Annotated in this window: 11 protein-coding genes; 7 read left to right on the top strand and 4 right to left on the bottom strand. The window is 43.0% G+C overall.

The genetic code is table 11. The features are described from left to right. Positions 1–371 precede the first annotated feature (371 nt). Complete coding sequence (locus BLP33_RS21775; protein ID WP_090533098.1) at positions 372–1,637, bottom strand: TCR/Tet family MFS transporter; 1,266 nt, start codon at positions 1,635–1,637, stop codon at positions 372–374. Positions 1,638–1,730: 93 nt separating this feature from the next. Between BLP33_RS21775 and BLP33_RS21770 the strand changes: the two genes are divergently transcribed. Next, positions 1,731–3,686 carry a TlpA family protein disulfide reductase gene (locus BLP33_RS21770; RefSeq protein ID WP_090533096.1) on the top strand — a complete coding sequence of 652 codons (1,956 nt, stop codon included), beginning with the start codon at positions 1,731–1,733 and terminating at the stop codon, positions 3,684–3,686. A gap of 74 nt (positions 3,687–3,760) precedes the next feature. On the opposite strand, the gene BLP33_RS21765 is transcribed toward BLP33_RS21770, so the two are convergent. Both BLP33_RS21765 and BLP33_RS21760 read right to left on the bottom strand, forming a co-directional pair. Continuing rightward, complete coding sequence (locus BLP33_RS21765; RefSeq protein ID WP_090533093.1) at positions 3,761–4,468, bottom strand: LOG family protein; 708 nt, start codon at positions 4,466–4,468, stop codon at positions 3,761–3,763. A gap of 163 nt (positions 4,469–4,631) precedes the next feature. Beyond that, positions 4,632–6,116: a sodium:solute symporter gene (locus tag BLP33_RS21760; RefSeq protein WP_090533091.1), complete on the bottom strand. Its 1,485-nt coding sequence runs from the start codon at positions 6,114–6,116 to the stop codon at positions 4,632–4,634. A 290-nt stretch (positions 6,117–6,406) separates the two neighbouring features. Here BLP33_RS21760 and recR point away from each other — a divergent pair, with 290 nt between their 5' ends. Genes recR through BLP33_RS21745 form a run of 3 tightly spaced genes read left to right on the top strand, consistent with a single transcriptional unit; the run spans position 6,407 to position 8,671 of the window. Then, the gene (recR, locus tag BLP33_RS21755; protein WP_090533089.1) at positions 6,407–7,033 is read left to right on the top strand and encodes a recombination mediator RecR; all 627 of its coding nucleotides are present in this window, start codon (positions 6,407–6,409) and stop codon (positions 7,031–7,033) included. Between the two features lie 2 nt (positions 7,034–7,035). Continuing rightward, entirely contained in the window at positions 7,036–7,869 is an 834-nt protein-coding gene (locus tag BLP33_RS21750) for a glycosyltransferase family 2 protein (protein WP_090533087.1), read from the top strand. After that, positions 7,856–8,671: an SDR family oxidoreductase gene (locus tag BLP33_RS21745; protein ID WP_090533085.1), complete on the top strand. Its 816-nt coding sequence runs from the start codon at positions 7,856–7,858 to the stop codon at positions 8,669–8,671. Before BLP33_RS21750 ends, BLP33_RS21745 begins: the two co-directional genes overlap by 14 nt. Positions 8,672–8,749: 78 nt before the next feature. Here BLP33_RS21745 and BLP33_RS21740 read toward each other — a convergent pair whose 3' ends face one another. Next, on the bottom strand, positions 8,750–9,694 hold the full coding sequence (locus BLP33_RS21740) for an ion channel (protein WP_090533084.1): 945 nt from the start codon (positions 9,692–9,694) through the stop codon (positions 8,750–8,752). A gap of 400 nt (positions 9,695–10,094) precedes the next feature. On the opposite strand from BLP33_RS21740, the gene trpD reads away from it, so the two are divergent. The 3 genes from trpD to trpA all read left to right on the top strand — a co-directional run bounded on the left by trpD (position 10,095) and on the right by trpA (position 13,776). Continuing rightward, on the top strand, positions 10,095–11,084 hold the full coding sequence (gene trpD / locus BLP33_RS21735; RefSeq protein ID WP_090533082.1) for an anthranilate phosphoribosyltransferase: 990 nt from the start codon (positions 10,095–10,097) through the stop codon (positions 11,082–11,084). A 3-nt stretch (positions 11,085–11,087) separates the two neighbouring features. Continuing rightward, positions 11,088–12,896: a bifunctional phosphoribosylanthranilate isomerase/tryptophan synthase subunit beta gene (locus BLP33_RS21730; RefSeq protein WP_090533080.1), complete on the top strand. Its 1,809-nt coding sequence runs from the start codon at positions 11,088–11,090 to the stop codon at positions 12,894–12,896. Between the two features lie 109 nt (positions 12,897–13,005). Continuing rightward, positions 13,006–13,776, top strand: coding sequence for a tryptophan synthase subunit alpha (trpA, locus tag BLP33_RS21725; protein ID WP_090533078.1), 771 nt, complete (start codon positions 13,006–13,008; stop codon positions 13,774–13,776). The last annotated feature ends 35 nt before the right edge of the window (positions 13,777–13,811 follow it).

The raw sequence follows: 13,811 nt of genomic DNA, 5'->3' as shown, positions 1-13,811 counted from the left end.
ATTATTAACACATGAGGATCGAAATGATTGTTTGCGACAACACCAACAACGGCAGGTTGAGGGTGTTTATCTATCAATTTTACAATATGGGCGTTGCCTGCGGCCCGGGCTTTCCGTTACAAGTCCTCGCTTTTCCCGCGCAAGCCCAATCCACGCTCCGGGCTTTTCACTGCAATCCCTAACGCGGCTCCCGCTCATCGTCCCCTAAAATATATTTTAACCAGCATCACGGTTTTTTTCAGGATTTCCCTGTTGGCTACTTGCAATGACGTGGTTTTTGTTTAATCTCCCAATAATTTTCATCTTCCAAACATGTATTACAACAATAACAACAGCAAAGCTTTAAGCTTTGTGCATTCTGCTTTTGGCTTTTAATGCAATGTTGCTAAGGCATCCACAGCCTTTGCTGAGGTTTTCTTCACGTTTTTGAAATTACGGATAGCAAGCAACGCGCTTATCAACATCAGTATTGCACCTAAAATAAAGGGGGCTCCCGGAAAAAAGAAGGGCCTTTTATCATTGGTGAAATAATAAAATAAAGTGGTCATTACCCAGGGGCCAAAAATGGCGCTCAGACTCATGAGGCTGGTTAGGCCACCCTGCAGTTCGCCCTGTTCATTGGCAGGTACCTGGTTGGTCATGATGCCCTGCAACGCGGGGCCTGCAATACCGCCAAGGGCATAAGGCACCATAAAGGCAAACATCATCCAACCCTGGGTTGCCACAGCAAACAGGATAAGGCCGATGCTATATAGCAGCAAGCCAACCCAAATGCAACGTTCCATGCCCAGTTTAGGTAAGATCAGGCGCATCAGGCCGCCCTGTACCAGCGCTATCATCAGGCCTATAAAGGCGAGAGAATAACCAACAGTATCCTCGCCCCATTTAAATTTTTCGAAAGTAAAATATGTCCAAACGTTTTGTACGGCTTGCCCTGCAAAATATACCAGGAACAGCGATAGGGCCAAACCAATAACCGACGGATATTTTTTAAGCTGCAGCAATGAGCCAAGCGGGTTTGCCCTTTTCAAATCGAAGGGGCGGCGGTGCGCCTCATCCAGCGATTCGGGCAGGATGAAGAAACCATAAAGGGCGTTCAAAAAGGCTAAACCTGCGGCAGCAAAAAAGGGATATTGAACATCCATTTTACCTAACACACCGCCAATTGCCGGACCAATGATAAAGCCAAGACCAAAGGCAACGCCAATCATACCAAAGTTTTGGGCGCGCTTTTCGGGAGTACTCACATCGGCTATATAGGCCGATGCCGTGGTAAAGCTGGCGCCGGTAATGCCCGCAATGGCGCGGCCTAAAAATAGCCACCATATGGATGGTGCAAAGGCAAGGAACAAATAATCAATGCCAAAACCCAGTAAGGAACAAAGCAGAACCGGGCGGCGGCCATACTTATCACTCAGGTTGCCTATCATTGGCGAAAAAAGGAACTGCATTACCGAATAGGCCAGCGTTAAAAAGCCTGAGTACAAAGAAGCTTCGCTCAACCCGGCGTGGATCAATTTTTCAATCAGTTTGGGCAGTACGGGTATGATGATCCCTAAGCCTACCACATCAATCAGTAAAGTAACAAATATAAAGCCTAAAGCTCCCTGGGGTTTATTCTTGACGGACTTATCCATGGCGCAAAATAAATTATTAACGTTAATAATTGTTAAAATAATTGTATTTATAATAATTTGTATTTAACTTGAACTATATAATTAGTTAAACCTATGAAACCACACAAATCAATGCTACTATTGCCGGCACTGCTGGCAGTGCAAAGTGTTTTTGCACAAAGTAACCATCTTACATTATCTGATAGTTATCCATCGACAACTGAAAAAGTTAAAATTACTTATGACCCGGAGGGTACGCCTGTTGCCGGTAAAAAGGATATCAGCGCAGAGGTATATTACATTGATGGAAAAGATAACCCGGCAGCCGACATCGAACTAAAACCTAATGGCACTTTACTTTCCGGTGATTTTACCATTCCTGCCGCAGCGAAAGCTTTTTTTGTAAAGATTTTTAGTAACGGTGATATTGATAATAATAATGACAAAGGGTACGTATACTTAGTTTATAAAGATAAAAAACCTGTTCAGGGTGCTTATGAAGCAAAAGCTTACATATTGGCCAGCGGGGTTGGCAGTAATTTTGCCAAAATAAAAACCGACTCTGAAGAAGGCCTGGCCTTGTTTAAAAAGGAATACGATACTAACCCACAGGCCGAAAAGCCTTATCAGTTTAATTATTACTACTTGTTGGCCAGGAAAAAAGACCCGGCTACCTCAGCTATGTTAAACGCCAAGGTTCAATCGCTTGAAAAAAGCACGGTGGAGAAAGACCTGATCCTTGCAGCCAATATCCTGAACTGGCGAAGCCAAAAAGCATCTGCCGATTCGTTGGGAGAGATCATCAAAGCTAAGTACCCTAACGGCGAGTCCGTAAAAAACGAGGCGGAATTTGCCATGATGCGCGAGAAGGATGTGCACAAAAAAGATTCGCTTTATAAAGCATATATAGCCAAATTCCCGGCTATGGCTACTGATAAAGGTTCTCGAATAGATTATATACGAGGACAACTGGCTACCGGCTTTTTGACTGATGGTAATACAGCTGCTTTTAATGCTTATGCAGCACAAGTCCAAAATAAATCAAGCATTGCAAACAGCTATAACAACATAGCTTATGGCTGGGCTCAACAAGATGAGCGACTTGATGAGGCTGAAAAACTATCAAAACAATCATTGGACATCGTTACTGAAAAAATGAAGCATCCCGAGGCTTCGCCGTTTATGTCGGTAAAAAGCATGCAAAAGCAAAATAAGGATGTATATAACATGTATGCTGATAGTTACGCATTCATTTTATATAAAGAGAAAAAATATAACGAGGCCCTTAAATATCAAAAAGAGGTTTATACAGACAACAAGGATAACGACCCTATCACTAACGAGCATTACGTACTTATTTTAAATGCCCTTGGCAAATATGCCGAATCAAAAGATGTGATTGAGGGCGCATTTAAGGCAGCTAAAGTTTCCCCTGCTTTAGCAGAAGAGTTAAAAAAGGCCTATGTAGGCTTAAAAGGCAATGAAGCAGGTTACGATCAATACCTGGCCGGTTTATCGGCTATTGCAAAAAACAAAAAGAAAGAGGAGGTGGCTAAACAAATGATCAACGAGCCTGCTGCCAAATTTGCCCTTAAAGATTTTGCGGGGAACACCGTTTCGCTGGCTGACTTAAAAGGCAAAATTGTTATAGTTGATTTTTGGGCTACCTGGTGCGGCCCTTGTAAAGCATCTTTTCCGGGGATGCAAATGGCTGTAAATAAATATAAGGATGATGAGGATGTGAAATTCCTGTTTATTGATACCTGGGAAAACGGCGATAATTATATTGATGGCGTAAAGAAATTCATTGCAGATAATAATTACACCTTTAACGTGCTGGTAGATGAAAAAGGCAGCGATGGCAGGCAATCAAAAGTGGTTTCACAATTTGGAGTAACCGGTATTCCAACCAAGTTCATCATCGATAAAAACGGCAATGTCCGCTTTAAGGTTGTGGGGTTTGATGGCTCGGCTGATGGGCTGGTAGAAGAAGTGAGCACAATGATTGACATGGCAAAAGCGCCGGTTGCCGTGGAGGTTGCTGCTACGCCAAAACAAAACATGAAATAGCTGATTGCAACCTAAAACTATATCAAAACAAAAATGCCGCCCTGTTGGAGCGGCATTTTTTATTGTATTGCCTGTTAAAAGTTTGGCTTAAGTACGTATTTGTTATAGAAACGGGTGATGTGCTCAACAGCTTCTTCCGCGGTATCAACCACGCGGTAAAGGTTCAGGTCGTCGGGATTGATATTGTGCTGGTCGTTCAGCATTTTTTCTTCAACCCATTTAAACAGGCCTTTCCAGTATTCAACTCCAACAAAAATGATTGGGAAACGGGCAATTTTACCGGTTTGGATAAGTGTAATGGCCTCAAACGATTCATCCATAGTGCCAAAGCCGCCGGGCAAAATGATAAAACCCTGCGAATATTTCATAAACATAACCTTACGGATAAAGAAGTAATCAAATTCCATGATCTTATCCCTGTCTATATATTTATTGTGGAATTGTTCAAAAGGCAGTTCAATGTTGAGGCCAACCGATTTACCGCCGTTTTCATAAGCCCCTTTGTTGGCCGCTTCCATAATACCGGGCCCGCCGCCTGATATTACACCGTAACCATGCTCGGTAAGCAGGCGGGCGGTTTCTACCGCCAGCTGGTAGTATTTGTTATCGGTATGCGTTCGTGCCGACCCGAAGATGGATACGCATGGGCCAATTTTGGCCAGTTTTTCAAAGCCGTCAACAAATTCGGCCATTATTTTAAAGATCTGCCAGGAGTCGGTAACCTTAATTTCCTGCCAGTTTTTGTTCTCGAATGCTTGTCTTATTTTATCTTCTCCTGTCATAGCTTTTTTAGTCCGTAAGTCCGGGAAGTCCGCTGTCTGTAAGTCCGGATGTTTTTGTTTTAATTAATGCAAAGTACAAAGAAAATGAATTTCGAATAGGTAATTGTTAAGTTTTTAACTTTCGGACTTTCGGACATTTCCGACTTTCCGACTCGAATAGTTTTTAACTTTCCGACTTACGGACTTCCCCAACTTTCGGACTCGAAGTAACCCACAGCCCAAAAAATGTAATTAATCCGTTTACAATGATGAGTTCGTTACCAAAAACATATCCGCCTAAAATTGATTTTGATTCGGCATTTAAAAAATAACATATAGCAGGAGAGAGTATGCAAATGAAGGGCACCAGTTTATCCATTACCTGCCTGTTGCCTACAAACAGGCCAAATGAATAAAGGCCAAGCAGCGGGCCGTAAGTATACGATGCCACGGTGAATATGGCGCTAACTACAGCATCATTATTAATGGCGTTAAATATGATGATGGTTAAAAACATCAGCCCCGAAAAGGCAATGTGTACCCAATGGCGCACGGCCACCATTTTTTTGCTGTTCACATCCTTGCGCTTGTTAAAACCTAAAAAGTCTACACAAAAAGAGGTAGTGAGTGCTGTCAGAGCAGAGTCGGTAGTGGCAAAGGTGGCGGCTGTTAAACCCAGCATAAATATCATAGCCGGAACCAATCCTAAATATTGCAGGGCGATAGTAGGATACAGGTAATCGGTTTTGGTAACATTGATACCGTTTTTAGCGGCGTACATGTAAAGCAAAGCGCCTACGCTTAGGAAAAATATGTTAATAATTACGAAAACGCCAACAAAGCTGAACATGTTTTTTTGCGCTTCTTTGATGTTTTTAAGGCTGAGGTTTTTTTGCATCAGGTCCTGATCAAGCCCGGTCATACCGATAGTGATAAACATGGCGCCTAAAAACTGTTTACCTAAATGCAGCTTGCTGCTCATAAAATCATTAAAGAAGAATATTTTAGAATAGCTGCTGTTTTTGATGGTTTCGGCTGCCTCGAAAATGTTCATGTGCAGGCTCTGGCAAATAAAATATATCGACAGGAAAACAGATGTTACCAGGAAAAATGTTTGCAAGCTGTCGGTAATGATAATGGTTTTCAATCCTCCCTTAAAGGTGTACGACCAGATAAGCAGCAAACAAATAAGCACCGTAACCGCAAAGGGAATATGGTAGCTGTCGAAAATAAACTTCTGCAGTACGATAACCACCAGGTATAACCTGAATGCTGAGCCAATAACCCGGCTCACCAGGAATATAGCAGCAGCAGTTTTATAGCTCCAAACGCCTAAAGCGCCTTCAATGTAGCTGTAAATGGATGTGAGTTTAAGCCGGTAATATAAGGGAAGTAATACCGTGGCTATGATGAAAAAGCCGGCAGCGTTGCCCAGCACAAACTGGAAATAAGCAAAATCATCGGTGCCAACCTTACCGGGAACGGAGATGAAAGTAACCCCGCTCAATGCCGTACCAATCATCCCGAAGGCAACTAAATACCATTTGGAATTTCGGTTGGCTACAAAGAAGGTATCGTTATCCGAAGATTTTTTTGATGTAAGCCACGAGATGATGAGCAATACCAAAAAATAACCGATGATGAATGACAATAATACTCCTGGCGACATAGGTGTTTTTTTAGTCCGGAAGTCGGTAAGTCCGAAAGTCGGGGTAAGTCCGAGAGTCGGCAAGTCCGGAAGTCCGAAAGATTTTTTATTTAGTCCGGAAGCCGGGTAAGTCCGAAAGTCCGGAGGATTTTTTGCAAAATACAAATACATTGTAAGATTTGCCAATCATAACTTCTCTGCTTTAAATTTTCTAAATATACAAACATCCAACTTCCGGACTTTCCCGACTTTCGGACTTTCCGACTTCCCAGCCTTTCGGACTTCCGACTTAAATTCCCTACCTTCGCACAATGAATTTTTCGTCCAAATTGCTGGAAAATGCTGTAGCCGAATTTGCTAAATTACCAGGGGTAGGTCAAAAAACCGCCCTGCGTTTGGTGCTGCATTTACTTAACCAGGATAAGGAGGATGTTGAACGTTTCAGTACCGCGGTAACCAAACTTCGCAACGAAATACAGTTTTGCCGGATTTGCCATAATATCTCTGACCAGCCGGTTTGCGAGATCTGCTCATCGCACCGCCGCGACCACAGCCTTATTTGTGTAGTTGAGGATACCCGCGATGTAATGGCTATTGAAAATACCAATCAGTTTAATGGCGTTTACCATGTGCTGGGCGGCTTAATATCGCCGATGGATGGCGTTGGGCCGTCAGATTTGCAGGTGGATACCCTGGTCGAACGTCTTAAGCCAATCACTGATAACGAGGTTAAAGAAGTGGTTTTTGCCCTCAGCGCCACTATGGAAGGTGACACAACCTTATTCTACCTTCATAAAAAATTAAAAAATTTCAATATTACCATCACAACTATAGCTCGTGGCATAGCTTTTGGTGGTGAATTAGAGTACGTAGATGAGATAACTTTGGGCCGTTCCATAGCTACCCGCGTTCCGTACGAAAATTCACTATCTAAGTAAGCATGAAACTATCTATAGTTGTTGTTAGCCATAATACCTGCAACCTGCTCAGAATTGCCCTGAATGCAGCGGTCAGGGCTGCCCAGGACATTAGTCACGAGGTTTTTGTGGTCGACAATGCTTCGGCTGATAAGTCGATAGCCATGTTAAATACTGAATTTCCGGATGTAAAGATAATAGCCAACGATAAAAACGAGGGTATGGCCCGGGCATATAACCATGCACTTAAACTGGCTACAGGCGAGTATGTTTTACTGGTCAATGCGGATACTATTACAGGCAAGAAGACCATAGAAAAGGCTCTTGAGTTTATGGATCTGCATACCGACGCCGGTGGTTTGGGGGTACGTATGATAACTCCTGAAGGTAAATTTTTAAAAGAATCAAAACGCGGGTTCAAAAAGCCCTGGGAAACCTTTTTCAAGCTAACCGGCCTGGCAAAACACTTTTCAAAATCAAGGCTTACCAGCCCGCAAAGTAAAGACTGGGTTGAAGAGTTTCAAACCTCCGAATCGGATATCATCAACGGTGCGTTTATGCTGCTGCGGAAAGAGGCGCTTAACCAGGTAGGAATAATGGATGAGCGTTTTCATACCTATGGTTATGATATCGATTATTCATATCGGATCAGGCTTGCCGGGTTTAAGAACTACTATTTCCCCAAAACATATATCATCAATTTTAACATCCAAAATAAGGTTAAATTTAGCTGGGCACACATTAAAGAATATTATGGGGCGATGATTATCTTCGCGTCCAAATATTTATTTAAGGTGCCCGAACTTAAGGTGGAAGGCATCCCCCAGCTAATTCCTCCTTCGTATGAAGTTAAATGATAAGATTGTAATCATCACTGGTGCTTCGTCGGGCATCGGGAAATCACTTGCTTATGAATGTGCTAAACGCGGCGCCAATGTGGTACTGGCGGCAAGGCAATATGTTACCCTTTGCCAGCTTACCGAACAGTTGGAGCGGGAATATAAAATCAAAGCATTAGCTATACAGTGTGATGTAACCAATGAAGATGATTGCGCTCAGCTTATTAAACAAACCCTTATTACTTTTGATAAAATTGACGTATTGATCAACAACGCAGGCATCACTATGCGCGCCCTGTTTAAGGATGTAAAAGTGGATGTGCTGAAACAGGTGATGGACGTTAATTTTTGGGGAATGGTTAACTGCATCAAATATGCACTGCCCGAAATTACTAAAACCAAAGGCAGTATAGTAGGTGTATCATCTATAGCGGGGTATAAAGGTTTGCCCGGTCGTTCAGGTTACTCGGCATCAAAATTTGCCATGAACGGCTTTTTAGATTCATTAAGGATCGAAAACCTTAAAACAGGGGTACATGTATTAACAGCCTGCCCTGGCTTTACGGCATCAAACATACGCAACACCGCTTTGAACAGCGAAGGTAAACAGCAAGGCGAGAGCACCCTCGAAGAACAAAAAATGATGAGCAGCGATGAGGTAGCCAAACATATTGTTGATGGCATTGAAAACCGGGTCCGCACATTAACCCTCACCGGCCAGGGCAAACTTACTGTAGCCCTGAGTAAATTTATACCGGCATTTTTAGATAAAATGGTTTATAAGCATTTTACCAAAGAACGGGACCCGCTTCTTCGTTAGTCATTCATTCATTCATTCATTAGGTCATTGAGTCATTGCACTTACGCTGCAAAAAAAATGACTTAATGACGCAATGACTTAATGAATGATATCATATGCGCTGATCCTGCTCAAATCCAATACAACGCGGCCTGTTTCGTCGCGCTCAAAGGCTGGTTTAAATTTAGCGTCCCATACAAAATCGTCGTATTGGTATGAAGTACGCGAATGGACGGTTTGCGAAAAGGTATCGTCGAAAGTTTTCAGGATTACCGAAAGGCCGGCTTGCCTGCGTTCAAGCTCTTCGGGTGTGATATCTTTAATCGGGCTGTTTTCATCAAGCGGATGAACTACTGTCCAGTTCAGGGTTAAGATACTAACCCGGGTTCGTTCCAGTTCGAGCTGGAAGAATTTACGTACGGTTTTGCCGTTTTCCTCGTCGTTATAGCTGAAAACTACTTCCATTTCCAGGTCGATGAGGATATTTCTGCGTTCGTTGGCCAGGCGAAACATCAAACCTTTACCACCGTCGCGATAGGGCGCGATAAGCACATTGCGGCTATACGTGATCTTGGCCGAGGGGCGCGAAAAACGACCGTAAAGTAAACCGGTTGCCAAAGCAAAGGCCAGCAGGCCCATCATTGATTCGAGCGCGGCGATGGTATTGGGAATCATGCCCCTGGGACTGATATGGCCATAGCCCACGGTTGAAATAGTTTGTGCCGAAAAAAAGAAGGCGTCCATAAAGCGGTCGAAATCGGTATTGCCGCTTTTGCCGTCAAGCACATCAGGACCCAAGGAAAAATAAATAAACGCGAAAATAATGTTTACTATAAAATAGCAGCTAAAAACAATGAACCAAAACTTGCGCCAGCTCATGGTAATGAGCGAGTGGTAGTTGTTTGATGTAGTAAAAAACGGAAGGCCGGTACGTTTTACATTGATAGTGCCATCCTTATTTATAACCGGCTGGCTTTTAATAACCGGCTGGGTACCAAAACCAAGATCATCTTCGGGATTAATTTTCTCTTTATGTATAGCCATGGAGCTAATTACTGAATTATGAGTTATTGAATTATCGATTTTTAGAAAATGTTTACAGTTTACTCTGATCTTCTACTAATTTAGTAGCTAAATCAATAATTCAGTAAATCAATAATTCAATAAATGTACTGTTCTGTTTGTTTTTATAAAAACTATTTACATATTTGTGCCAACAAGTAACAATGACAAAATTAAACAACAATTGGTGGTGGCTTAACGAGTAATCGTAAGGCAATTCCATGTTTGTTTAAAAGATATATTCAAAAGGGTTGCCATACGGCAACCCTTTTTTTATGCCTCTTCCCCCAAAGCCCCCTAAAGGGGGAGTGATTTGTAGGGAGGGCGAAAAAAACAATTAAACTATACCAACTCCCCCTTTAGGGGGCCGGGGGGCAAGCAAATGAAACAGATACTTAATCATCTTTTTGAACACAAAACCTTTAGCAGGGAACAATCAAAAGGCATTTTGATCAATATTGCGCAGGGTAAGTACAATAACGCGCAAATGGCAGCTTTCATGACAGCCTATTGTATGCGAAGCATTACCGTTGAAGAACTGGAAGGCTTTCGCGATGCCATGCTGGAACTTTGTCTGCCCGTTAACCTGGAAACCGATGGCCTCATTGACCTTTGCGGTACCGGAGGCGATGGTAAGGATACTTTTAACATTTCAACGCTTGCTTCATTTGTTGTTGCGGGTGCGGGGTATAAGGTGGCCAAGCATGGTAACTATGGGGTATCATCGGGCTGCGGTTCATCAAATGTGATGGAGTACCTGGGTTACCAGTTTACCAACGATATTGACAAGCTGAAACGGAGTGCCGAGGAAGCTAATATCTGTTTTCTGCACGCGCCATTGTTTCACCCGGCTATGAAAACCGTTGCGCCCATCCGCAGGGAACTGGGTGTTAAAACCTTCTTCAACATGCTGGGGCCTCTGGTTAACCCGGCGAAGCCCGATAATCAATTGGTAGGGGTGTTTAACCTGGAGCTTGCCCGGGTATACGCTTACCTTTACCAAAAATCAACTACAAAATATACTATCATAAACGCCCTGGAAGGCTATGACGAAATCTCATTAACCTGCGATTTTAAGACCTTTTCGGCAGATGGTGAAAAGATCAACAGTGTCGAAGACCTTGGATTTGAAAAGCTTGATCCTAAAGAAATCATCGGCGGCGATACTGTGACAGCTTCGGCAGCCATATTTAGTTCGGTGCTTAAAGGCGAAGGTACCCCAGCCCAAAATAACGTGGTACTGGCTAACGCCGCGCTGGCCATTAAAACCATCGGCCCTGAAAAAACTTTTGGTGATTGTTTTTATGAAGCCGAAGAAGCATTGTTAAGCAAAAAAGCGCTGAGGAGTTTTAATACTTTATTACAAAACTAAACCATGAAAATAAAGGTTTGCGGTTTAAAACATCCTGAAAATATTAATGCGGTTGCTGCTTTACAGCCCGACTATGTAGGCTTTATTTTATATGGCAAATCGCCACGCTATATGGCAAACCTGGCGACAGATGCGTTGCAAACTATACCCGCCTCTATCCAAAAAACGGGTGTTTTCGTAAATGAAAGCTCTGAAAATATTGATCGCCTGGTCACTGAATATGGCTTTAACGCGGTTCAGTTGCATGGTGATGAAAGTCCGGAATTTTGCGCTGCTTTTAAAGGTAGGGTAACCGTGATCAAAGCTTTTGGTATTAACGAAGATTTTGATTTTGAACAGTTAAAAGATTATGCCAACAATGTCGATCTTTTCCTGTTCGATACCAAAACAAAAGAATATGGAGGCTCAGGCAAAACTTTTGACTGGGCTATTCTTGATCAATATAAACTGGACATTCCCTTCTTTTTATCAGGAGGGGTGGGGCTTGAAAATATAAAAGAGGTTAAAAACATCACACATTCCCAATTTTATGGGGTTGACCTTAACAGCAGGTTTGAAAATGAGCCCGGCTTGAAGAATATCGAAAAATTAAAAGAGGCATTTAAAATCATCAAAAATAAAACACAACAGATGAAATACGGAGTTAACGAACAAGGTTATTATGGCGATTTTGGGGGAGCATATATCCCCGAAATGTTGTACCCTAACGTAGAGGAATTAAGGGAGCAATACCTCAATATCATAAATGACGATGATTTTAAAGCCGAGTTTGATGATCTGCTTAAAAACTACGTCGGCCGGCCTTCTCCGTTATATCATGCCAAAAGGTATTCGGAAAAATATGGCGCTAATATCTTCTTTAAACGCGAGGACCTGAACCATACCGGCTCACATAAGATCAATAACGCCATAGGGCAGATCCTGTTAGCAAAACGCCTGGGTAAAAAGCGTATTATTGCCGAAACCGGCGCAGGTCAGCATGGGGTGGCAACCGCTACCGTATGCGCGCTCATGAATATTGAATGCGTTGTTTACATGGGCGAAATTGACATGGTAAGGCAGGCGCCAAACGTGGCCCGTATGAAAATGCTGGGCGCTAAGGTTGTACCCGCCACATCTGGCAGTAAAACGCTCAAAGATGCCACCAATGAGGCCCTGCGCGATTGGATAGGCAACCCGGTTGATACGCATTATATCATCGGTTCGGTGGTTGGCCCGTATCCATACCCGGATATTGTGGCCCGTTTTCAGGCTATCATATCGCAGGAAACAAAGGCTCAGTTGCTTGAGCAAACCGGCAAGGAGTTACCGCAATATGTGATGGCCTGTGTAGGCGGGGGTAGCAACGCTATGGGGATGTTCTATCATTTTATAGAGGATGAGGCTGTGAAACTGGTAGCTGTTGAGGCTGCAGGTAAAGGCGTAAATAGTGGTGAATCTGCCGCTACAACAGCTTTGGGCGATGAAGGGGTGCTGCATGGCAGTCGCACCATATTGATGCAAACCGAAGACGGACAGGTGGTTGAGCCTTATTCAATTTCGGCGGGACTGGATTATCCGGGTATAGGGCCGCAGCACGCACATTTGTTTAAAACCGGCCGCGGGCAATATGTAAGTATTACCGATGAGGAGGCTTTGCAGGCAGGTTTACTTTGCTGTCAGCTGGAAGGGATTATCCCGGCTATTGAAACAGCCCATGCTTTGGCCCAGTTAGAGAAAATGAAGTTTGAGGCCAACGATAATGTGGTGATCTGTATTTCAGGCAGGGGAGATAAGGACCTGGATACGTATATTAATTATTTTGGGTACTAATTGGTTTATAGTTGATGGTCTATAGACCATGGCTGATCCGTGAAAAAAATCAACAATAAAAAATAAAACCATGGACTATGGTCTATCGTCCATAGACAAATAAAATACAATGAACCGTTTAAACAAACTTTTTGCATCAAAAAAAAATAACCTGTTATCTATATACTTTACCGCCGGTTACCCAGCGCTGAACACTACAGTTGATATTGCCGAAGCCCTTGAAAAATCAGGTGCTGATTTTCTGGAGATCGGTTTTCCTTATTCTGATCCCGTAGCTGATGGCCCGACTATTCAGCATAGCTCAGAGGTAGCATTGGAAAATGGCATGAGCCTTAAAGTTTTGTTTGAAGAGCTTGCCGAACTACGCAGCAGGGTAAGTATTCCTATTTTGCTCATGGGCTATTTTAATCCCATTGCACAGTATGGTGTTGAACGGTTTTGTAAAAAGGCTGCTGAGATAGGTGTTGATGGTATTATTGTACCCGATCTGCCGATCTATGAATATGAAAAAATGTACTCGTCATATTTTATCGATAACGGCCTGAGCAACATATTCCTGGTAACCCCGCAAACATCCGAAGAGCGCATCCGCAAAATTGATGAACTGAGCAACAGCTTTATTTACCTGCTGTCGTCATCGACAATAACCGGCTATAACCTGAAACTGAGTGATAGTGTAGAAGAATATTACAAACGCATTACCGCGATGAAGCTAAAGAATCCGACAATTATTGGTTTTGGGATTACTGATAGCAGCAGCTTTGCCAAAGCATGTAATTATGCCAATGGGGCAATTATAGGCAGCAAATTTGTGAAGCTTTTAGGCGAGGAGGGGTATATGGATAAGATTGATGGGTTTGTTAAGGGGATAAGGCCGTAAGTCCATTTTCCATCACGTCATTGCGAGTATCCATT

The organism is Mucilaginibacter sp. NFR10 (genome assembly GCF_900100445.1).
GTDB lineage: Bacteria > Bacteroidota > Bacteroidia > Sphingobacteriales > Sphingobacteriaceae > Mucilaginibacter > Mucilaginibacter rubeus.
Note: the sequence above shows the minus strand (reverse complement) of the source record. Positions and strands in the feature narration are given on the sequence as shown.

What these genes read in the sequence shown, in the direction of transcription:
- BLP33_RS21775 (WP_090533098.1), bottom strand. Translation starts at nt 1,637, where the DNA reads ATGGATAAGTCCGTCAAGAATAAACCCCAGGGAGCTTTAGGCTTTATA.
- BLP33_RS21770 (WP_090533096.1), top strand. Translation starts at nt 1,731, where the DNA reads ATGAAACCACACAAATCAATGCTACTATTGCCGGCACTGCTGGCAGTG.
- BLP33_RS21765 (WP_090533093.1), bottom strand. Translation starts at nt 4,468, where the DNA reads ATGACAGGAGAAGATAAAATAAGACAAGCATTCGAGAACAAAAACTGG.
- BLP33_RS21760 (WP_090533091.1), bottom strand. Translation starts at nt 6,116, where the DNA reads ATGTCGCCAGGAGTATTATTGTCATTCATCATCGGTTATTTTTTGGTA.
- recR (WP_090533089.1), top strand. Translation starts at nt 6,407, where the DNA reads ATGAATTTTTCGTCCAAATTGCTGGAAAATGCTGTAGCCGAATTTGCT.
- BLP33_RS21750 (WP_090533087.1), top strand. Translation starts at nt 7,036, where the DNA reads ATGAAACTATCTATAGTTGTTGTTAGCCATAATACCTGCAACCTGCTC.
- BLP33_RS21745 (WP_090533085.1), top strand. Translation starts at nt 7,856, where the DNA reads ATGAAGTTAAATGATAAGATTGTAATCATCACTGGTGCTTCGTCGGGC.
- BLP33_RS21740 (WP_090533084.1), bottom strand. Translation starts at nt 9,694, where the DNA reads ATGGCTATACATAAAGAGAAAATTAATCCCGAAGATGATCTTGGTTTT.
- trpD (WP_090533082.1), top strand. Translation starts at nt 10,095, where the DNA reads ATGAAACAGATACTTAATCATCTTTTTGAACACAAAACCTTTAGCAGG.
- BLP33_RS21730 (WP_090533080.1), top strand. Translation starts at nt 11,088, where the DNA reads ATGAAAATAAAGGTTTGCGGTTTAAAACATCCTGAAAATATTAATGCG.
- trpA (WP_090533078.1), top strand. Translation starts at nt 13,006, where the DNA reads ATGAACCGTTTAAACAAACTTTTTGCATCAAAAAAAAATAACCTGTTA.